The 21,819-nt window shown below is 40.3% G+C and carries 16 protein-coding genes; 8 read left to right on the top strand and 8 right to left on the bottom strand.

Features of this window, described 5'->3' with window-relative positions; genetic code table 11:
- Positions 1 to 134 precede the first annotated feature (134 nt).
- From LPTSP_RS13280 to ilvC, 4 genes are all read left to right on the top strand, one after another.
- Positions 135 to 1,703 (top strand): methyl-accepting chemotaxis protein, encoded by a 1,569-nt coding sequence (locus tag LPTSP_RS13280; protein ID WP_108929192.1) that lies wholly within the window; start codon positions 135 to 137, stop codon positions 1,701 to 1,703.
- Positions 1,704 to 1,875: 172 nt separating this feature from the next.
- A complete protein-coding gene (locus tag LPTSP_RS13275) occupies positions 1,876 to 3,444 on the top strand; it encodes a methyl-accepting chemotaxis protein (protein WP_108929191.1) in 1,569 nt (522 codons plus the stop codon).
- Positions 3,445 to 3,526: 82 nt separating this feature from the next.
- Positions 3,527 to 6,298, top strand: a complete 2,772-nt coding sequence (locus LPTSP_RS13270) for a SpoIIE family protein phosphatase (protein WP_108929190.1) — start codon at positions 3,527 to 3,529, stop codon at positions 6,296 to 6,298.
- Between the two features lie 195 nt (positions 6,299 to 6,493).
- Complete coding sequence (ilvC, locus tag LPTSP_RS13265; protein ID WP_108929189.1) at positions 6,494 to 7,495, top strand: ketol-acid reductoisomerase; 1,002 nt, start codon at positions 6,494 to 6,496, stop codon at positions 7,493 to 7,495.
- Between the two features lie 77 nt (positions 7,496 to 7,572).
- Here the strand turns inward: ilvC and LPTSP_RS13260 are convergent, their stop codons facing one another.
- On the bottom strand, positions 7,573 to 7,941 hold the full coding sequence (locus tag LPTSP_RS13260; protein WP_245915569.1) for a DoxX family protein: 369 nt from the start codon (positions 7,939 to 7,941) through the stop codon (positions 7,573 to 7,575).
- A gap of 318 nt (positions 7,942 to 8,259) precedes the next feature.
- Between LPTSP_RS13260 and LPTSP_RS13255 the strand changes: the two genes are divergently transcribed.
- Complete coding sequence (locus LPTSP_RS13255; protein ID WP_108929187.1) at positions 8,260 to 9,882, top strand: caspase family protein; 1,623 nt, start codon at positions 8,260 to 8,262, stop codon at positions 9,880 to 9,882.
- 72 nt (positions 9,883 to 9,954) lie between these two features.
- On the opposite strand, the gene LPTSP_RS13250 is transcribed toward LPTSP_RS13255, so the two are convergent.
- A complete protein-coding gene (locus LPTSP_RS13250; RefSeq protein ID WP_020769014.1) occupies positions 9,955 to 10,161 on the bottom strand; it encodes a hypothetical protein in 207 nt (68 codons plus the stop codon).
- A gap of 164 nt (positions 10,162 to 10,325) precedes the next feature.
- Here LPTSP_RS13250 and LPTSP_RS13245 point away from each other — a divergent pair, with 164 nt between their 5' ends.
- The 3 genes from LPTSP_RS13245 (at position 10,326) to LPTSP_RS13235 (ending at position 14,519) form a co-directional block, all read left to right on the top strand.
- On the top strand, positions 10,326 to 10,559 hold the full coding sequence (locus tag LPTSP_RS13245) for a hypothetical protein (protein WP_020769226.1): 234 nt from the start codon (positions 10,326 to 10,328) through the stop codon (positions 10,557 to 10,559).
- Positions 10,556 to 12,466 carry a MutS family DNA mismatch repair protein gene (locus LPTSP_RS13240; RefSeq protein WP_108929186.1) on the top strand — a complete coding sequence of 637 codons (1,911 nt, stop codon included), beginning with the start codon at positions 10,556 to 10,558 and terminating at the stop codon, positions 12,464 to 12,466. Before LPTSP_RS13245 ends, LPTSP_RS13240 begins: the two co-directional genes overlap by 4 nt.
- An 82-nt stretch (positions 12,467 to 12,548) precedes the next feature.
- Complete coding sequence (locus LPTSP_RS13235; RefSeq protein ID WP_108929185.1) at positions 12,549 to 14,519, top strand: LTA synthase family protein; 1,971 nt, start codon at positions 12,549 to 12,551, stop codon at positions 14,517 to 14,519.
- On the opposite strand, the gene LPTSP_RS13230 is transcribed toward LPTSP_RS13235, so the two are convergent.
- The 6 genes from LPTSP_RS13230 to LPTSP_RS13205 all read right to left on the bottom strand — a co-directional run bounded on the left by LPTSP_RS13230 (position 14,520) and on the right by LPTSP_RS13205 (position 21,813).
- The gene (locus LPTSP_RS13230; RefSeq protein ID WP_108929184.1) at positions 14,520 to 16,580 is read right to left on the bottom strand and encodes an AsmA family protein; all 2,061 of its coding nucleotides are present in this window, start codon (positions 16,578 to 16,580) and stop codon (positions 14,520 to 14,522) included.
- Between the two features lies 1 nt (position 16,581).
- Positions 16,582 to 17,544, bottom strand: coding sequence for an ABC transporter ATP-binding protein (locus LPTSP_RS13225; RefSeq protein WP_108929183.1), 963 nt, complete (start codon positions 17,542 to 17,544; stop codon positions 16,582 to 16,584).
- Positions 17,541 to 18,533, bottom strand: coding sequence for an ABC transporter ATP-binding protein (locus LPTSP_RS13220; RefSeq protein ID WP_108929182.1), 993 nt, complete (start codon positions 18,531 to 18,533; stop codon positions 17,541 to 17,543). The genes LPTSP_RS13225 and LPTSP_RS13220 overlap by 4 nt, the downstream gene beginning before the upstream one ends.
- The gene (locus LPTSP_RS13215; RefSeq protein WP_108929181.1) at positions 18,530 to 19,570 is read right to left on the bottom strand and encodes an ABC transporter permease subunit; all 1,041 of its coding nucleotides are present in this window, start codon (positions 19,568 to 19,570) and stop codon (positions 18,530 to 18,532) included. Before LPTSP_RS13215 ends, LPTSP_RS13220 begins: the two co-directional genes overlap by 4 nt.
- Positions 19,567 to 20,580 carry an ABC transporter permease subunit gene (locus LPTSP_RS13210; protein WP_108929180.1) on the bottom strand — a complete coding sequence of 338 codons (1,014 nt, stop codon included), beginning with the start codon at positions 20,578 to 20,580 and terminating at the stop codon, positions 19,567 to 19,569. Before LPTSP_RS13210 ends, LPTSP_RS13215 begins: the two co-directional genes overlap by 4 nt.
- 102 nt (positions 20,581 to 20,682) lie before the next feature.
- Entirely contained in the window at positions 20,683 to 21,813 is a 1,131-nt protein-coding gene (locus LPTSP_RS13205; protein WP_108929179.1) for a lipocalin-like domain-containing protein, read from the bottom strand.
- Positions 21,814 to 21,819 lie beyond the last annotated feature (6 nt).

Raw genomic sequence — 21,819 nt, 5'->3', positions numbered from 1 at the left:
AAAGTAATTCTTTGGACATTTAATATAAATGTGAGTTTTTACTCACTTTACGAAAAATGTATCGATTCTCTTAGGCTTCAATCTGAACTTAGGGTATTCTTTCTATAAACCAAAATATGCTTCGGAGGTCGTTAATGGACAACGAACGAACCACGGAAAAAATAGCGGCTCTCGGTCCTCTGACTATCGGGAGAATACGGATTGGACTGGTATTCTTATTTTTAGCCTCGTTGGCAGCTTCTTGGGAACAGAGTACCTTTGAACAGAATATGGCCTACTTGGGTGGAACGATCTCGATGGCGATCGTTTCGTTCGTAAATTTATTTTACTCTTTTCGAAAAGGAAGAATCCCTAAACAGATCGGAATGTTTTCCGTCCTCTCCGATATAATAATTCTTGCATGTGTGATGTTCTTTGCCGCGTCCACCGAGAAGAATATGTCTTCCGGAATAATAAGGCAGATCATTCTATATGCAATTAACGTAATATTTATTGTATATTCCGGATTACTTCTTAGTCCGAAATTTGTAGTTTTAACAGGATTCGTATCCGCGGTTTGTCAGGGTATCGTAATATTGAATTGTTATCTTCACGGCGTAGTCTTTTCAGAAGAACCTTTAGAAGTGCTTTCTCCCGGATTCGCTTCGGTTTCCGAGCAAATACTGAAATTGATCTTTCTTATTGTGATCTCGTTCATAGTAAAAAGTGTGATCAATATTTTCTCACTTTTGAGAAGCGCGGAAGAGGAAAAATTAACCACAATCATAATATCCGGAAATGAACTGAAAAAGAGTAAGGGGAAAATGGACTCTGCGGCTGTTTCTTTAAGGGAAAAGTCCAGGTCTTTGCGGAATTTTTCTAACGAGTTTTTCGATGTAATCAACAATCACGCGACGTCGTTCGATGAAATAGGGAGTACTCTCAGCGAGTTTTTATCCCAGATAGAGAGTGCGGCAGCAACTGTGAAAGATCAATTCGGAAGGATTGAACAGCTTGTGAGTAAAAGCCAAAGTCTCAGAACTATGATCGATAAGATCGCTGATTATTCTTCCGAACTAAATGAACGTATTCACTCTGTTCAGAATACAAGTAAAGAAGTTACTAAATTCGTTTCCGGCCTTTCCGAATCCTTGGAATCTTTGGGAGAATCGTTTCGTTCTGTCGGAGAAGTTACGGAAATTATGGCCGATGTTGCGGACCGTACTAATTTACTTTCTTTGAATGCTTCTATCGAAGCAGCAAGAGCTGGGATTGCAGGTAAAGGTTTTGCAGTTGTGGCTACGGAAGTTTCTAAGCTTGCCGAAAGTAGCGGTCAGAACGCCGCTAGAATCTCGAAAATTATCGGGGAATCGAATAAGTATGTTGCGAACGGAAGAAATACCGCTTCAGTCACCACCGAGAAAGTAAGGGACCAGGAAAATCAGTTTACCGCCTTTCTGGCAAGATTTAATGAGTTGAACGTACTTTTGGAAAATCAGATCAAGATAAACGATGAATTTCTTTCCAGTTTATCGGAATTGCGAAAACTTTCCGCGGGAATCGAGAATTCTTCCAACGAGCAGAATACGGGAGCTTCCATGATCATGGTAGCCATATCGGAATTGCAAAGTTCGATGGATTCTTTATTAAGAAAAAGCGAACTTTTATCGGACACGATTAGGGTCCTGGAAGAAGAAGCTGAGCTTCTCGCGAAAGAAAATTGATTTATATCAGATAAACAATCGAAATTCGTTTCCGGTTTTTTAAACCATTGCGTTAACTTTCTTTTGCAATAAATTTTCCACGAATAAATCCCGAAAAAGGATCGATTTATTGACCCATTTGCCGACTTGAATATTAATTAATAAAAAGATTCCTAAGGCGGGTTTTTCTAATATGGCAACACATTCCGAAACGGAAAAAATTCTCGCTCAAGGTCCGGTCACGATCAATCGAATCCGATTCGGACTGACATTACTTTACTTTGCCTCTATCGCAATGGGGTATCAAAGAAGTACCCTATTCCAAAACTCGCTCTATATTATTGGTACTTCTATCATGGTGATGTATGTCATCTACTCCTTCCTTAAAAATAGATTTGGGAGTGGAGTATCTCCTTTTTTAGGAAAAGTTTTTATAGTAGCGGATGTGATCGTTCTTTGTTTGGTCATGATCGGCGCGACCATGGAGGATCCTAAACTAGCTTCGAATATTATCAAACAAGTTGTGCTCTACACGATTAATGTTATTTATATCGTGTATGCAGGCCTTCTACTCTCGCCTCGATTTGTATACTTGATCGGATTTTTAACTATCCTTTGCCAAAGTTTAGTAACCGTGAATGCTGCTAATACTGGAGTTATTTTTACGGAAGATAGTATCGTTTCAATTACTCCCGGTTATGCAGCTATGTCGGAACAAATCACCAAGATGCTATTCTTAATGACTACTGCATTCATTGTAGTTGCGGTAATTAGGATCTTTCTACAGTTAAAGAGTATAGAAGAAGAAAAATCCCAAGCCATCGAAAAATCTAAAGAGGATCTCGAAAGTGGTCGGATCAGAATGACCGAATCCGCCGTTTCTTTGAGAGAGAATTCCAAAAAACTGAAAGATTTCTCGGACGATTTTTCGGAAGTAATAAGCAATCATGCTGCTTCTTTCGAAGAGATCAGTTCTACCATGGAAGAATTTTTGGCCCAGACAGAACAATCTGCAGAAACTGTAAAAGACCAATTTACAAAGATCGAAGGTCTATTGGGAGAAAGTAGAAATCTCAATACTTTGATCGATCGGATCTCGGGACATTCTAGCGATCTGAATCGTAATATGGATATAGTCTTGGATGCAGGAAAAGCGGTAAGCGAATTCGTTGATGGTCTCAGAACTTCTTTGGAATCATTAGGAAGTTCCTTCCGCTCTGTGGGAGAAGTGAACCAGATCATGTCAGATGTTGCGGATAGAACGAACCTTCTTTCCTTGAATGCATCTATCGAAGCAGCGAGAGCTGGGGCCGCAGGAAGAGGATTTGCAGTTGTCGCGACAGAGGTTTCTAAACTGGCGGAAAGTAGTTCCGAGAATGCGGATCGTATCTCTAAAATTATTAACGAAAGTACAAAGTATGTCCAAGACGGACAAAAATCTGCTCACACTGCGAATGAAAAAGTGAAAGAACAGGATACTTTGTTCACAAACTTTTTAGACAGTTTTAAACAACTAAACCAATTATTGAGCGAACAGAAAATAGTGAACGAACGTTTTTTGAACAGTCTTTCAGTTTTAAGAAATTTATCTTCTGATATTGAGACAGCCTCTAAAGAACAGTCGTTAGGAGCAAATGCGATCATGACTTCTGTATCTTCTTTACAGAGTTCTATGGATTCTTTGTTAAGAAAGAGTGAAATGTTGGCGGAAACCATCAAAATTTTGGAAACTGAAGCTCAAACATTGGCTTCGAAAGGTTAGTCGTCCTTTCGATAAAATTTCCGAACTAGTTTATATAGAAATATCTTGAATTCTAAACACTAGAGATTAGAAAAGTCGCTCCATGATTTATTTTAACTCATGGGCGATCTCTACGCTCATCTGTTCCATTTTTACTTTTATCATCTTCGCTTTTTTAGCCGCGTTAAAGAAGAAGGCGAACTATACAAGCGCGTTCTCTCTTCTTTTCTTCTTCGTTTTTCTGATCAATTTCGGATTCTTTATATCTGCGATATTTCCTTATCCGACAGCTTCGTATCATAGACTTGTTACGGGTCCGGCAGCGGTATTTGGTACTATCTTTCTTTGTATTTTCGCATATTTATATCCCAGAAACGATCGTTCGAAAGAAACAAAGTATGTGATCGGAATTTTGCTCGGAATTTCTTTGATCACGATCTCTTATTCCTACCTTCAAATTTTTACAAATAAACCCATATTTGATTTTAAGGGACAAATATATAATTATCAACAAAAGGTGGGGAATCTTCTCGCGGCATCGCTACTTGCATTCCTTTTAGTGATGATCTTTATCCAGGTCAGAAAAATTATCCGTGCAGATAAGGATGAGAGAAAGGCACTAGTACAAATGTCGATAGGAATGGACATAACTTATACGGTTCCTGTCGTTTCCAATTTACTGCTACGCGAAGGGGTTATCACCTTCAATACATTCCAGCAGCTTTATGTTGGTTTTATGATCTTGGGGTATTTTACTCTAACTATATTATTTATTAATAATACGGTTGATAAGACTTCATTTATGACCAAGATTATTGGGATTACAGTGGCGACTTGTTTAGTTTTTGCTCAGGCATTTTCTACAGTAGTGAACCTAAAAAATGAGTCCTTATTTGATGAGATCAGTATTAAGGAAGCCCAAACATTTTTAAACACTGGAAAATCTGAGGGTTCTTCGATTGCATATGCTGTTTCTTTGGGAGATTCTTCTAACAAACCCAAGATTTTGATAAAATCCACAGGAATAGAGCCGAATCTGATTCTGGCCCAAAAAGAAATTTTAGAAAATAGAAAGGCAGGAAATTTTCTCAAAAGAACTCCGACTACGAATATTCCTAAAATAAGTTCGGCGGATTACGTACCTTCTCCTAATGATCTGTTTTATTCTTATTATCTACGGGACGAGATAGGGGAAAGAACTCTCCTTATAGCTTTTCCTTATCTGCATTACCGAAAGTTTTTGGATGAAACGAATAGTTGGCTGGTGTTCTTAACTCTCTCTCTTGTATTCGTGATCTTAGTTTTGTTCCCATTCTTCTTCAACCGAAGCTTAGTGCGTCCTTTGAACACATTGATCCAAGGAGTGGGGGAGGTAAATTTAGGAAATCTTACGATACGCATTCCGGTACTTGTACAAGATGAGATAGGTTATCTTTCCGAATCTTTTAATAAGATGGTGGGAAGTATTTTAGAAGGAAGAACCAAGTTAGAAGAATATGCAGACACCTTGGAAGAAAAGGTGGATGCCCGCACAAAAGAAGTTACCGAGAAAATGGAAGAGATCCATTCACTTAAGGTGCAGCAAGATGGGGATTATTTTCTAACTTCTCTTTTAAGCAAACCTTTGATGACGAATTGGAATCGTTCTTCGTTGGTTACTACTAACTTCTATATCGAACAAAAGAAAAAATTCGTTTTTAAAAATAAAGAATCCGAAATCGGAGGGGATATTTGTATTAGCGGGAATCTTTTGTTTGGCTCTGAAAAAGAAAGGTGGTCCGTGTTCTTAAACGGAGACGCGATGGGAAAATCTATGCAAGGAGCAGGAGGCGCCATCGTGCTCGGAACAGCTATGAATAATATCATGGCAAGATCCGCGAGCCAGGGAAAAGTCCTGAATATTTCTCCGGAAGATTGGGTGAGAGAAGCGTACCGAGAGTTAGATGATATTTTCAGGACGTTCGACGGAGTAATGATGGCTTCTGCAGTACTCGGGCTAATCAACGAAAGAACCGGAAAGATGTACTATTTTAACGCGGAACATCCTTGGGCAGTACTTCTTCGGGACGGAAAAGCCTCTTTCCTAGAAAAAGAATTAACTTTACGTAAACTAGGTTCTCCTTCCGAAATGAGCTTTAGAATTTTGGAATTCGATCTAAAGCCGGGGGATATTCTTTACATAGGTTCGGATGGAAGAGACGATATTAATCTAACCGAAGACGGAACGAATTGGATCATGAACTCCGACGAGAATATGTTTCTCAAAACGGTCGAGGACTCCAAAGGAGATCTGGATCGTTTAGTGGATCGTATCCATAGTTTGGGTGCATTGTCCGACGATCTCTCGTTGATACGCATCGGATTTCATGAAAAACTTTCTCCGAATATTACAGAATCTAAAACTAGTATCCCGGAATCTGTATTAAGAAAATACACCGAGGCCAAGGCATTATTACAACAAAGAGAGATCGGCACCGCAGTAGTATTATTGGAAGAAGCGTTACATTCTGTCCCTTCTTTCAAAGCTGCCGCGAGATTATTGGGACAAGTGTATTATGATCGAAAGGAGTATGATCCTTCTTCTCGTTGGTTTGAAAAATATTTAGAGTTGGATTCCGATTCCCCGAATGTTTGGTTCTTACTTTCCGTATGTTATAAACATTTGAAAGAATATGCAAAGTCGAGCCAAGCTGCGGAGAAGGTTCGTAGTTCCCAACCTCATCGTCTTGCGAACCTGATCAATCTTGCGGACAATTATAGACTATTAGGTCGTTTCGAAGAGGCACGTTCTATTCTAGAAGCAGCAGAGTCCATAGACGGAGAGAACCCAGGAGTCAGAAAGTTGGACGAACTCTTGAAATCGAAGGGCTACTGAAACAAATTTAGATTGTGGAATGGGCCATTTCACAATGTTTTGTAAAAACGACCTTTAGAAATCGGTTCAACTTCCGTTTTCAATGCGCCTGCCATACTCAGGAACTCCTAAAATTCGAGACCAAGCCTTTGGCATTAAGTCTCATTCCAAATCGCAGGGTAAATAAAGGTAAAAGGTAGAATTCGAGGTACCACAATGGCTAATTTATACTACGATAAAGATACGGATCTTTCCGTATTAAAAGGAAAGACCATCGCCGTAATCGGATACGGAAGCCAAGGTCACGCACAAGCTCAGAACATGAAAGATTCCGGGCTGAAAGTTATCATCGGTCTGAAAGAAGGATCCAAATCCAAAAAAGAAGCGGAAGAAGCTGGTTTTGAAGTATTCTCCGTTGCTGAGGCCGCTAAAAAGGCGGACATTATCCAAATCCTAGCTCCGGACGAGATCCAAGCTGATATCTATAAAGCGGATATCGAGCCGAACCTGAAAGACGGAGACGCATTAGTTTTCTCTCATGGATTCAATATCCATTTCGAATTCATCCAACCTCCTAAAACCGTAGACGTTTACATGGTAGCTCCAAAAGGACCAGGACACTTGGTTCGTAGAGTATATGTAGAAGGCGGTGGGGTTCCTTGTTTGATCGCTGTAAACCAAGATGCAACTGGAACAGCAAAACAAAGGGCGCTTGCTCACGCAGCTGGAGTAGGTGGAGGAAGAGCAGGGATCCTAGAGACTTCTTTCAGAGAAGAGACAGAAACGGATCTTTTCGGAGAGCAAGTAGTTCTTTGTGGCGGTCTTTCCAACTTGATCATGGCAGGATTCGAAACTCTTACCGAAGCGGGTTACGATCCTGAGATCGCTTACTTTGAGTGTTTACACGAAGTTAAACTCATTACCGACCTGATCTACGAAGGTGGATTGGCTCGTATGCGTTATTCCATTTCAGGAACCGCAGAATACGGAGACTATGTTTCCGGACCTCGTATCATCGATGCCGGCGTTAAAGCTCGCATGAAAGATGTTCTGAATGATATCCAAAAAGCGAACGGTTCTAAATTCGCAAAAGCTTGGATTGCGGAAACCAAAGCTGGTTACCCTGAGTTCAATAAGATGAGAGAGAAAAATGCCGGTCACCCGATCGAGTCCGTAGGTAAAAAATTACGCGGCATGATGAAATGGCTGAGTAAATAATAAAATCCTAAAATACTTGGATGCAAAAGGCCGGAATATTCCGGCCTTTTTTATTTTTAACGATCTTTGTGATTTATTTAAACAGAATCCTTTTTCGTAAACATCCATGCCCAAGATAGGAATAATATTTGGAACGGAAGTCGAATCAATGTTAAGAGAAATTTAGGATCTTTCGATTCGTAAGCGTTCAAACTCATTTGTATATTTGCAGGGAAAACTGCGATTAAGAGTATGATAATTCCCCAGGCAGCAGACACTCTTGTGGATGAGGGAAGTAACGCAAGAGCGAGTAAGATTTCGGTGACTCCTGCAAGTATATTCACCTCATAATGATAGGGTATATAGGGAGGCATCATTCCGTAATAAAATTCTGGGATAATAAAATGTGCAGACCCGGCTAAGAGATAAAATACAACCATCAAATAAAAAAGAATCTTTCGTACCATACGTACTAAATACCTCGCGTATTTTAGACAAAAATATGATGCCGATTTTATCGATTTCAGTCGGAATCTAGTAGTGGAATCTCTAAGGATTAAGAAAATTTTAGATCGTTTCAAATTGAATCTAAGACCCACAGGAACATAATTTGGAAATTTCTTGCCGGAGAGCCTAAAATCTACCTAAGTTTGGAAAAAAAATCGGAAAATCCCAGGTCTTAAGTCCGGCGCTTGCTCTAAGAAGGTATCTATCCTTAGGGCAAAAAAATAATGACAAAGCCTAGCTTTTTGCTATTTTGAGACACCCAAGCCAGGAGGCTCTGATTGAAATCCTTAATTTCCATAATCGGAATTTCCCTCTTTTTGTTTTCCACAGATGTGTTCGCACAGAAAAGGTTAGGCCTTATCTTCGGATCCAACTATAAAGGAAACAAAGCCGGAATTCCTGAGTTAAATCTTTGTGAGGCGGATGCCAAATATCTACACGATGAGATCAAACGTGTAGGAAAATTCGACGAGATCAAAATTGTTTTGGGTAAAGATGTAACCAAAGACAATATCCAGAAAGAAATTAAGGCTCTTGCTTCCAAAGCAAAAGCGGATGATACTGTATTTCTTTATTTCTCCGGTCACGGCGCTTTTCAAAGAGATGAAAAAGCAAAGAACGGAATGAGAAACCTGATCATCTGTTATGATAGGCCTCACCTTTCCGACGATGAATTGAACGATTATCTAGAAGGTATCAAATCCCCTAAGACAGTTTTCGTTTTCGACTGCTGCTTCTCTGGAGGGATCGCTAAAAAAGGAAAAGCAACCAGAGGTTCTGCGAATGTTCCAATTCCAGAAGGAAGTGATGGAACAGTTAAACAAGACTCTCAGGACTTCTTCTTCCAAGATAAGGCTATCATTTCCAGTGCGGATGATAACCAAACTGCGATCGAAGTCGGCGGAACAATCAATCACGGGATCTTCACTTATAATTTCGGAAAAGCTCTTTCTAGCGGAGACTTAAATCAGGACAACGTGATCACTGCGCTCGAAGCATTCTTCGCTTCTAAAGACGAAACAGTTAATATGGCTAAAAAGTATGATCACGAACAAGTGCCTCAGATTTCGGGTAACGCGTCGGGTATCTTTTTGGCTGGAGAAAAAAAGCCAGAACCTCCAAAACCTGTGGAGCCTGTTAAACCTCCTGTAAATCCAACTCCAGTTCCGGATGTACAACCTCCTAAACCTGAGCCCGAAACTCCTGTCGTCACTAACGAAGAACCTCCAGTTGTTCCTACAAATCTGAAAGGTGATCTGGTGATCAAAACCACTATTATCCAAGACAGAGCTTATGCGGTGTCCGATCTTCCACCTGAGATCCGTTTGACTTCCGGTAAGAAGAGAGTGGGGAATCGTTCGATCAGAGTACTCATCGACGATAAGGAAGTGGATAAGACGATCACAACCGAATCTTCTAATTATTGGGGAGCGGTCAAAAGAATGGGGAAATTGACCCCAGGTGCGACTTATACTTTAACCGTTAAAGGTGTACCTGCCGGAGTTCATAAGGTAACCATCCAAGCGGATGATTACCCAGAAGTCCAAAAGACCCAGGCAGTTCTTCCTAACAAGAGAAACGATCTGGAAGTGGTAACTTCTATGACAGGTTACGGAGCGATCCGAGGAAAAGTATTCTACAGAACCTTGGATAATCCTGTGATCAACCAACCGATCTTCATGCCTACGATTACAAGCGTGACAGGTATCCAAAAATTGAATACTGATCAAAACGGTAACTTCTGGTTTACGAACCTGAAACCGGGAGAGTATGAGATCAAGGCTACCTTTGCGGAAGATCTGAACTTGAATAATGCGGATATTAAGGTGAGAGAGGGAGAAGTAACGGAAGTGGATATTATCCTGAATGTGAAACTTCCTTCTACCAAAACCAAATATTAAGAAACTAGAATATTTAGGTTTCAGGAAGCCTCTCGAGAGATCGAGGGGCTTTTTTTGTTCCTGGTTTGGGTTTTAATCTTTTTGGAAACTATTCCATTGTTTGGAATTGATCCTTCTTTTGCGAATTTCGACTAGGATTTTCATTTGTTTTCTATCCAACAAATTTCCCGCTTTAAGACCGAACTCTGGTAAAGCGGTATCGTTTGTAAGGTTTGCAAAGGTTTTTCCGATTTTTGCGAAGGAACTCCGTAGATCCGGATCCATTTCGGGATATATCATAAATCGCCTCCGTGCGACCCCATTCGGGAAAAAAGGGAGAAAGTTCCGGGTTTCCATCCTTGGAAAGGAAGCTTTCTCCCAAACTGTACTTCGGGACTTTGCGAAAATACTTGAGATATTTTTTTTCTTGTACGAAAAGAAAGTACGGAGTAAATTCGGTTAAAATGCAGATCCGTCTGGAAAATAGGACCGGCAAAAGATCGGGGAGATTCGTCGTATACGAGTACGGAACGGATCTATTCGGTTACGTCTACGTGGACAAATTTTTGGGCCGCGATAGGGGCAAAATGGTCTCCAGATGGTTGATGCAAGACGTCGGTTCCTTGGTTCGTCTTTTAGACCATGAAATATACAAAAGAGAGACCGAAAACTACGAGAACGTTACTATAGCGGTATGAACCCCCTTGATAGGGTCCGTCGACTTGGATCCGAAATTTCCCGCCTTGGCAGGATCATCCAAAAGGAAGAATCCACACTTTCCTTATTATCCACTTTCAGGATACTTTCCTTCTTATTCTTTATCGCTTGGATCGTCGGAGTATATCTTTTACGTACAGTTTCCGATCTATATTATTTGCCTTCGATTCTTATCTTAGCAGTATTCTATCGTTTATTGTCTGCCTACCAAAAAAGAAGGGAGAAGATCAGAAGGTTAAATATCTGGACCGATTTTCTAACGGCTCAGATCTCTAGGATCCAATTGGATGGAAAACATTATCCAAAGTCCAAGAGAGAATATTATAAAAATCTGGTATTAGAGACTGGACTTCCTTCTTGGACCAAGGATCTGGATTTTTTAGGTGAGAAGGGGATTTTTTCTAGGATAGACACCACTATTATCCAAAAGGGAACTTCCAGATTTTTAGAATACTTTTTAGAGACTCATGAAGAATCGAAAGTAATCCCAAGACAAACCGCAGTAATTGGCCTTTCAAAAAAAGCAAGAGTGCTCCAAAAGTTACTCAGGCAATTTAGATTGTATGAGGCTTCTTTTCCGGCAAGAAGAGAAGGAGAGGAAGAAAAACTTCCTTCTTATATTCCTAAGATCGGTAATTTACAACCGGAACGTTCCGAAAAGAATAAGACTAATTTTCCGTTTAATCTATTCGAAGAAGCGCCAAATGATTTTTGGAAATTTTCTTTTGGAAAAGTAGCAGGAGCGCTTAGAGTTTTATTTCCTATTTGGTTAGTTCTCGTTTGGCTTTTAGTATTAGGAAGTTTTCTATTCGGGCAAACCTGGGGATTTGGGATTTTCATTCTTCATTCTGCATTTTTCGGATCTTATAGAAATAGATCCTTAAAAATGTTACAACCCATTGCAGAAGATTCTGAAACGTTGGAGGAGTTAGGAAAACTTCTGCTCTATATCCGTTCTTCCAATCTTTCCGGAACGAAAGGAGAAGTCTTTCTTTCCAATTGGAAGAAGAAGGAACTAAAAAACTCTTGGAAACAATTCCTTAAAATTTCCAATTTGGCGGCTTATACTCAGTCTCCTCTCGCTCACGCCTTACTGAATATTTTATTTTTCTTCGATCTTTGGATCTGGAGAAGGTATACATCTTGGTGGGATCAGGACGGAGCCTCCTTGAAGATATCCATGTCTGACCTTGCTGAGTTGGATTCTTTGCTTCCGCTTGCGAATTTGAGTTGGATAGAGCCCGGATTTACATTTCCTAGATTAGAAAAATCGAATGCAACGATCTATGCAAAGGATCTTGTTCATCCTCTGATCCCTTCCGACAAAAGGGTAGCAAATGATCTGGAGCCTATGCAACAAGGGAAACTTCTTCTTTTAACCGGATCGAATATGTCTGGGAAAACCACTTACTTAAGAGCGTTGGGAATTTCCGGAATTTTTGCGATGGCAGGGGGACCAGTACCCGCTTCCGAATTTATCACTCCTATCTTAGAAGTACATTCTAGTATCCGAAACGAAGATTCGGTAGAGGAAGGGATCTCTTTCTTCTACGCGGAAGTAAGACGCTTGGGAAGGATATTACAAGATATTAAGAATTCTCAAAAGGGCAGATTAGTTCTATTAGATGAGATCTTAAAAGGCACAAATTCCAGAGAGAGAACAATTGCCTGCAAAGGGATCTTGAAAAAGTTAAGACAGTATGGAGTATTCGGGATCATTACCACTCATGATCTGGAATTAGCCGATTTACCAGAGCTTTCTTTGTTTCATTTTAGAGAAGAAATTGAGAACGGCAAAATGACTTTCGATTTTAAGATAAGATCAGGTATAGTCCAATCCAGCAACGCTTTGGAAGTTTTGAGATTAGAAGGTTTGGATCTGGATTAAAATTTGACTTCGATTGGTAACAGACATCTCTCTTTTTTGTCTTGCCCGACAGGCTCTCTAAAATTCTAATCTATTGGAAAAGATGAAACGTTTACCAAGCAATCTTAAATTGATCGGCGGATACGCCATCTACTTTGTTCTCATTCTAATTTTTTATAAAGCAGCTTTTCTTTGGGTGTATTCCTATAGATTGGAAGGTGCAGAAACCAAGGATATTTTGTGGGCGGTCTTGGTAGGGCTTAGGTTCGATATTTCTGTAATCGGAATGATCTTGGGACCGTTCGCTTTTCTTTCCTGTCTTCCTTATTTAAATCGTTTTAAGTTTTTCAATTTTTTCTGGGGATACTTTCCGATCTTGATCAGCGTCTGGATGCTTTCTCATTTGATCGCTGATATAGTTTATTTTGAGAATGCGAACAAACACATAGGATACGAGGGTTTTGTATTTATAGGAAAGGATATGGGTGTGATCTTAAAATCCGCCTTTGAACAGAACCCTTTACTGGCTGTAGTTGCTTCTCTTTTGATTTTGGTATTTTTGCCATTATCTACTTATCTTTTCTTAAGATTCAATCCATATAAACACGAACCGGAATCTTGGAAAAGGGACTCTATCCTTTCCTTCGTCGTTTTGGTTCTGGTCGTTTTTGCGATCCGAGGAGGAGTTCAAGAAACTCCTCTAAGAGCGAGTAATGCGATTGTTTCAGGACATTCTTTTGTGAATAATATTGCGTTGAATGGCGTATTCACTTCTATCATGGATTTGAAAAGTCAGTCCATTCCGAATTATCTGAAGTTGGAAACCAAGGAATCCGTCCGTATTGTTAGAGAAGAGATCTCCTATGAAGGTGCCGAATTTATAGGGAAAAAATATCCTCTATTAAGAAAACAGAAACAAACCAATAACGGAAAACCTCCGAATATAGTTTTGATACTTCTGGAAAACTGGACCGGAAAATTTATAGATCCGATCAGCGATGGAAAGGTTTTCGGAAAAGAGCTCACTCCTAATTTTAATAAGCTTTTAAGAAAAGGGAGATTTTATACTCGATTTTTTGCATCAGGGGGAAGGACTACTAATGGTATGATGTCCATCCTGACCGGTTTACCGGATCGACCTGGATTGACTGTGGTTCGGACCCACCAAGTATTGGGAAATTTTTCCGGGATAGGAAATATCTTCAAAGGATTGGGTTACGATACATTCTTTGTGACCGGCGGAGATTTAAGTTTTGATAATAAAGCAACTTTAATGCCTCATTGGGGATTCGATTCTGTGCTGGGCGAAAAAGAGATCGCTAAACTGAACAGATTTAAGATCGGAGCCTGGGGTTATGATGATGCAGATGTGCTTCAAGTGCTGCATGAAAAAATTTCAGAATCCAAAAAGCCTTTTTTGGGAGTTTCTCTTACTTTATCTACACATTATCCGTATCGTGCTCCCGATCCTAAGTTCAGGATCTTTAATGAGGACGAGAGAGACTTTGAATATCTAAACGTGTATCATTATGCGGATTGGGCAGTCCGAGACTTTATGGACCGTGCCGAAAAATCAAAATACTTCGATAATACGATCTTTGTTTTCGTGGCGGATCATACTCACCATCGTTATTTGGACTATTATGAAGATAGAAATATTCCGTTTTTAATATATTCTCCCGGGAGAATATTACCTGCGATCGACGATAGAGATGCTTCCCAATTGGACGTGATCCCTACGATCTTGGGCCTTGTCGGCAAGGAGGCGTACTTTTCCGCTATGGGAAGAAATTTGCTGGCTCCTAAAAAGACAGAGTCCGCGTACTTTGCTTACGGAAATTTGATCGGTTGGATCGAGTCGGATCTATTTTACATTCATTTCGTGGATGGAAATCGTAACTTAAAATATTCTGCAAAAGGTCCGAGGGAAGAAGTGAGTCTTTGTGATACTCAACCTAAGATCTGTGATTCACATTTCAATAAGGCGAGAGCGTTTTTGAATCTTAGCCACGAATTGATGAATCAGAATTTGGTGTTTCCAACTAAGGAAGAATTGGAAAGAAAAGAGTATTAATTATTTATCTTTTTGTTTTTTGTCCGAGTCGGAACTGCTTCCACCGAATAGACCGGTAACGCCATCCCAAAGGTCTCGGACATACTCTCCTATTACTGACCCAGCGACACCACCTGCGTAAGGTCCGCCCAAAGGGATAAGATAAGGTCCTAGTAACGTCATACCGGTATACACACTGCCGAGCCAAATTGGATCCACATAAGGAATACTTTTTCCAAATGTTCCCGCATAGATAATCGGGATATGTAAACCTTTACCGATATACTTTCCACCTAAGCGAAGATGGAGTCTCATATCGATTTTTTGATCAAAGCCGACAGTACCCTTTCCATCAACGTCCATTCCGCTGTTCTCGATTTCCAGTTTCATGTTGGGGAAGTACATCTCGTTGCCTCCGATTTTTACATCGGATTTAAGGGAGATAAATTTTAACTCTCTTCCATCCACACCCTTGAATGCGATAATTTTACCTAAGGTGTTCAAGACCGGGACCATGAAGTTTGCGTAACCGACTAGCTCTCCGTTCTTGATCGTGATATTCCCGATCCCTTTCATGTTGGCAAAAAGTTCCTTCACGGAATCCCTAGAATGATTTCTGATCTGCGTTTCAAAGGAGAACCAGCTGGAAAGTTCACCTTCCATAATTTTTTCGGATAAATAAGGAAGAAGTACCTTATCTACCTGAAGTCGATGGGCGTCTCCCTCCACTTCTATCTTAGGTATATCCGGATATATTTTAGCTTTTCCTAATATTTCTCCGTTATAGATATACGCATGGAAGTTAGGGATGGAAAGAAGCGGATCCACATACTTCGCTTCCATTTTTATATGGGCGAATCTATGTTTGAATGCAAAAATATTATTCAATTCTCCTGTAAAATAGAAGATACCCGGAGGAGAATTCGGATCGAAAAGATCCTCTCTGACTTGGAATAGTTTTCCGAGTTTTAAAAGATTATGATAGTCCCCATAATCCGCTTTGATATCGAACTGACCTAAACTTCTGTTCTTCCAGTTCACACTCCCTTTTGCAGTAGCTTTTGCTACTCCTTCCCAAACTGTTTCTATAAAAGGAAAAGCTACCTTTTTGTTGATCAAGTCCAGATCGAAGTCAACATTCAATCTGATATTTCCGAAAGGGAGCCCTCCTTTATATGCAAGATCCTTAATTTGGTTCCGGATCTTGAATTTAAAAATGGTACCTTCTTCCTTTACTACTTCTGTTCTTCCGGAAAGTTTTGTTTTGGAGAAGTCCCCAGCTGGGAATATGTGGAATAGATCTCTGAGTAGAGAAAGTGAAAGTTCTTCCGTTTTTAGGACTGCACTGAATTGTAATTTTTCCCAATTCACAGGAAAGTTTTGCAAGCCACCTGTCATTTCTAGATCGATAGGTTGGTCGTCTATTGTTCCCTGGAATAAAAGATCCACGTCCTTTCCGTAAAAAGAAACGGAGATCTGAGACTTTTTGAAATATACTATGTATTTTCTATCGTGGCTCTGTTCGTTATATTCTAATGTGAAATTATCTATTTCTATATTTTTCAGACTAATAGCCAAAAAATCTTCGGTAGAGAATCCAATCCTGGAATTTACGTCGTCCAGAAGTTCTTTTACGTTACTCTTCTGTTCCGCTTCTTTCTTCTTTCCATTCAAATACTCTACTATATCAAAAGACCCATCCTTTCTTCTTTCCAAATGAAGGGATCCTCCGTTGATGGAAATGTCCCGGATCTCAATCATTCTTTTGATCAAACCGAACCAGGAAATATCAATATCTACTTTGTCGCTGACTGCGATCAGTACATTGTCTTTTCTGATTTCGATTTGATTTAGTTCTATTCCCGGAAAAGGCAGAAGGTATAGATCCGAATCTGCTACTTTAATATCTAGGTCGGTGGAACTTCTCAGTCGGTCTAATATGAATTCTTTATATACGTCCTTTCTTTGAACGAAAGGGATGTAAACGATCAGTACGAATAATAATACGAAAAACCCGAGTGCGGAAATATAGCGGATCTTATTCTCTTCTAAATACCGATTGATCACGTCCCAGGAGCGCATTTTATTTTCCGTCCGGAAAATGGCAGTAGGACTTATGGCCTTCGCCTAGATCCTTCCATTCCGGAGTTGTTTCGGAACAGATGTCTTTTGCAATAGGACAACGAGTATGGAAATGACAACCGTTCGGTTTTTTTAATATACTAGGCACCTCTCCTTGCAGAGGGGTTTTTCGGGTCTTGCGATTTTCTACTTCGAATATTGCTCCGAATAAAGCCTTCGTATAAGGATGAGAAGGTTTTTCTGCGATCTGGGATTTGGTGCCTATCTCTACGATCTTTCCCAAATACATGACTGCGATCTTATCCGAAATGGATTTTACGATTCCCAGATCATGAGATATGAACAAATAAGAAAGCCCGAAATCTGCTTTCAATTTTTGTAATAGAAGAAGTACCTGAGCCTGGTTGGAAACGTCCAAAGCGGAGACGGCTTCATCAAAGAGTATAAATTCCGGTTTTAAGATCAAAGCTCTTGCGATCGCAATCCTTTGTCTCTGTCCTCCGGAAAATTCATGAGGATATCTGTTTAGGATATCCGGAGGGAGCCCCACTTTTTCCAAGATGTCCGAAGCTTCCTCTTCGGCTTGCTCCTCCGTGTAATTCCCGTGGATATAAAGTCCTTCGGTTAAGATATCTTTAATATTCCTTCTTGGATTTAAGGAAGAATAAGGATCTTGGAATACGATCTGGATCTGTTTTCTGAGAGGTAAAAATTCTTTTTCTTTTAACCCTAGGATCTCTTTTCCTTTGAAAAATATGGAGCCTGAATCTGATTTAAGAAGTCTGAGTATCGCCCTGCCCAATGTAGATTTTCCGCAACCGGATTCACCCACTAGGCTAAATGTTTCCCCGTCTTCCATTACTAGGTTTACATCTTCTACAGCTTTGATTACGGATTTTCTTTCGCCGAAAAAGGTTTCTTTTCCGTAGCTTACGTTCAGATCTTTGATCTCTAAAAGGTTCATCCCGCAAGCTCCTTTTTCTCATTTAAGAAGCATGCGGAGAAATGCCCTGACCCATTCATATTTTCTAATGTAGGTTTTGCTGTCCTACAGTGAGAAAATACAAAATCGCATCTGTCCGAATAATGGCAGCCCTTAGGATAACTTCCTGGAGAAGGTAATCTCCCTTCTATCGGTTTAAAAACCCCAGTTTGGAAAAAATGAGAAGGCAAAGAATCCAAAAGATCTTTTGTATAAGGGTGATTTGGTTGGTCCAAAATTTGGTCCACTGTTCCGAGTTCAGCGATCCTTCCAGCATATAATACGCAGATCCGGTCCGCAATATGGCTGACCAAACCGAAATCGTGAGAGATGAATAATACGGATAAGTTCATCTTTTCTTTCAATTTCAGTAGGAGTTCCACCAACTGGGCCTGGACTGTAACATCCAAAGCGGAAGTTGGTTCATCTGCGATTAAAAGCTCTGGATCGCACATCAATGCCATTCCGATCCCGACCCTTTGTAAGATCCCGCCGCTTAACTGATGAGGATAACAATTCATCCTTAACTTTATGTCGGTAATTCCTACCGCTCCAAGAAGATATTCGGCCTTATCTTCCGCTTCTTTACGGGTTCCGAGTCCGTGTTCTAAAAATCCTTCTGTCATTTGGTCTTTTATTTTACTCAAAGGATCTAAAGCTGAGAAGGGTTCTTGGAATACGTATGAGATTTTTTTTCCTCGGATCTTTCTTAAAGTTTCTGAGTCCGTTTGAAGAAGGTCCGTTCCTTGGAATAGAACCTTTCCATTCGCGTATCTAAAAGACTCACGAGGAAGTAATTTTGTGATCGCTGCAGAGCAGACCGATTTTCCGCAACCGGACTCTCCTACGAGTGCGAGAACTTCTCCTTTACGGATCTCAAAGTTGATCTCTTCTAATAATGGCACGAACTTTCCTTCTTTTGAAAGTTCTAAAATTAAGTTAGATACTTGGAGAATAGTTTCCGAATTCATTCGTACGTTACCTTCTCCTTAGAATCAAAAGAATCACGTATGCCTTCTCCTATAAAAGAAGAAAGGAGGATGGTGGCCGCTAATGACAAAGAAGGAAAAGCGATCAACCACCAAGCTCTGAGATTGTCCCTTCCTTGGCTGATCATTTCTCCCCAAGAAGGATTCGGTGCAGGAATTCCATAACCTAAAAAGTCCAAGGCGCTTAATATAGAGATAGAGCTGATGAGTGCAAATGGTAAGAAGGTCACAAGCGGAGTGATCGCATTCGGTAGAATATGATTTTTCATGATACTCCAAGAGCTAGCGCCTAACGCTTTTGCCGCATCCACGTAAGTAAGAGATTTAGATCTGTAAAATTCCCCTCGCATGTACATACTGATCCCGATCCAACTCAATGCGGAGTAAGTAATCCCTAATACTATAAATCCTCTTCCGAAAAAAGAACCCATGATTAGGATCAAATATAAGAAAGGGATTGCGGATAAAATTTCAATGATCCTTTGCAGGATGATATCCGTTCTTCTTCCGTAATATCCTTGGATCCCGCCTACAATCGTTCCGAAAATAAATTCTATAAATACTAGGATCAGTCCGAAACTCATGGAATTTCTGTACGCATAAAAGATCCGAGTGAAGACATCCCTTCCTCTATCGTCCGTTCCGAGCCAGTGTTTTAGGCTAGGAGAAGAAGGTGGATTTTCATCGTCTTCGATTGTCTCTAAATTGTCTTCGTTGTATCCGTAAGGAACCGGAGGGAATAAGATCCAGTTATCGTCGTCGTCTTCGAAGTCTTCTCTCAATTTTAGTTTTTTGTAATTCACGGGAGAATATTCCGATCCACCGAAGTCCTTTTGAGTATAACGGACGAAGATCGGAAATTTCCAAGAATCATCGTAGGAAACGATCCAAGGCTGGTTATTTGACAGTATAGGTGCGAATAAGGAAACGATATAGGAGATTCCCAATATCCAAAGAGAGATCCATGCCTTTGTATTGGATCTGAATTTTTCGAATCTTCTTTTGAATAGAGAGTTCATGCTTCGAAATTGATCCTAGGGTCGATGATAATATAACAAAGATCCGAGAGAATGTTCCCGATCAGGGAGAGAAAACTTTGGATCAGTAGAAGCCCCATCATCAGATTGGTATCTCTTTCTGTGACTGCTTGAAAACTGAGTAATCCGATCCCATCTATACTGAATACCAACTCGATAATCAAGGATCCCGCTAAAACCAAACTTAGATTGGAACCGAATCCTGTTGCGATCGGGATCAAACTGTTCCTAAATGCATGTTTGTAAATTGCATCTTTAAAAGATAAACCTTTGGAGATTGCAGTTCTAACGTACTCTTTAGAGATCTGGTCCAAGAGAGAGTTTTTCATCAAAAGAGTGAGCATTGCAAAAGACCCGGAAACATAACATAGCACTGGCAAGAACATATGCTCGGCTCTATCTATGATCTTCTCAAAAAAGTCTAGATCATCGTAATTGTCTGAATATTCGTGTCCTAGAGGAAATACGGAAAACACTTCTCCTGAAGAGAGAAGGTATAATAATAACATCGAAAGCGCAAATACCGGAATAGAATACGCGATTAGAATGATGATACTCGTCCCGCTATCGAATGCCTGACCACTTTGAATTGCTTTACGAATTCCTAATGGAATACAGATCAGATAAGAAAGTAAAAATCCGGAAAGACCGAATGTGAGGGATACGGGGATCTTTTCGAAGATCAATTCGTTAACAGGGCGAGAATGTAATCTGGATTCTCCCAGGTCCAAACTCGCCACATCCCATAACCAGTACAAATAAGCGACCGGAAGTGGTTTGTCCAAACGTAGTTTTTGTTTTAGGATCTCAATTTCTTCGTTATTGATCAAAGAAGATCTGGCGCCGTCTTCGTTGCCGTATCCTCTTAATTTTGCGATCTCTCTTTCTAAAGGTCCGCCCGGAGCTAGGTGGGATAAAATAAATACTAGGAAAGTGATCCCAAGGATGGTGGGAACGATCAGAAAGATCCTTTTTACAAAATAATTTCTCATTCGGATTAAAGTCCGTTATAACTCGCAGCTAGTTTCGGGCATCGAACAATTTTCCATACCGTTTGCCAGGGATAAAGGTTTTTTCTCCGGCCGGGATCGGCATTAACGGAAAGGTTTTAGTTCCAGGTAACCTTTTCCTTTTACGGATTTCCCTTCGATATCTCCGCCGACTTTGACTGCGCCTTCCCAATAAATTAGTCCGGTGCTAGATCTTGCGTCGAACTCCTGCTCCTCGAATCTAGGCGAGATATTCAAATTAAATCGTTCGGAAATTAATTTCCATCGTAATTTGTAGGAATTCCCCGTTAGGTCGCTTTTCCAGGTCTTATCTTCCGGAACAAATTTCAGATCATTCTCATTCTCTAAAGATATTACCTTTCCCTCTGGAGAACGGAAAGTCCCGAAGGTTTCAATATCTCCCGATCTATTTTTAAAATTGAAGGCCATAATATCGGAACCGTCTTCCATTTGGATACAGATCCAATCCCAGGAAATATCCTTGGAGGAAAGATCGAAAGCAGCCTCGGTACCTTCTGGACTGCTCCATTCATGGTCCATCCAACTTGTACCGGATTTGACATGATATTCTTTTCCCTCCAGATAAAGAGAGCCCTTGGTTTCCAAACGAGGAATGCTGTAATAATGGGAGAAAAATTTAGGGTTCTTTCTGCTCTTAAGTGATTTTCCGTTTTTGCCGTGAGTAAGAATATTTTTTGATTTGGTGCTAAGTTCTAATTCCAAACCGAAGCCGGAGTCGGTTCTAGGGAAAGCAGAGATCCTAAAGTCCGCAGGGCCTGTGACTTCCATACGATAATCCCCACTCCACAGGTTGCTTTTGTCTTGGCCGGCGACTCCGCCTAATTCTCTTTCGATGGTTTGAGAGATCTTATGTTTTTCATCTTCAAGATCGGAGATTGCAAAGTGGACTGGATATAATGCAACTTTAGGCCCAAGGTAAGCTCGGAAGAAGCTTAACTCATATCCTAATTCTTTACCTTCTTCGGTATCCAAGATGCCAATGAAATAGCACCATTCTACTCTGTATCCTTTATGGAAAAAATGGTCTTGGGGAAATTTAAAACTCTTGCCTTGGGTTTCTTTTGGGTCGGCTTTAGGAGCGGAAAATCCGTTTCCGCTCGAGATTAAGAGTATAGATGAGAACAGAACTAAAGATAAGATCCTTGAGAATCTTTGAGGTCTTGCGACTTTATTTGTTAAAAATTGGAAGGGCATACATCG

The organism is Leptospira johnsonii (genome assembly GCF_003112675.1).
Lineage (GTDB): Bacteria > Spirochaetota > Leptospiria > Leptospirales > Leptospiraceae > Leptospira_B > Leptospira_B johnsonii.
This window is presented reverse-complemented; position numbering and strand designations above follow the sequence as displayed.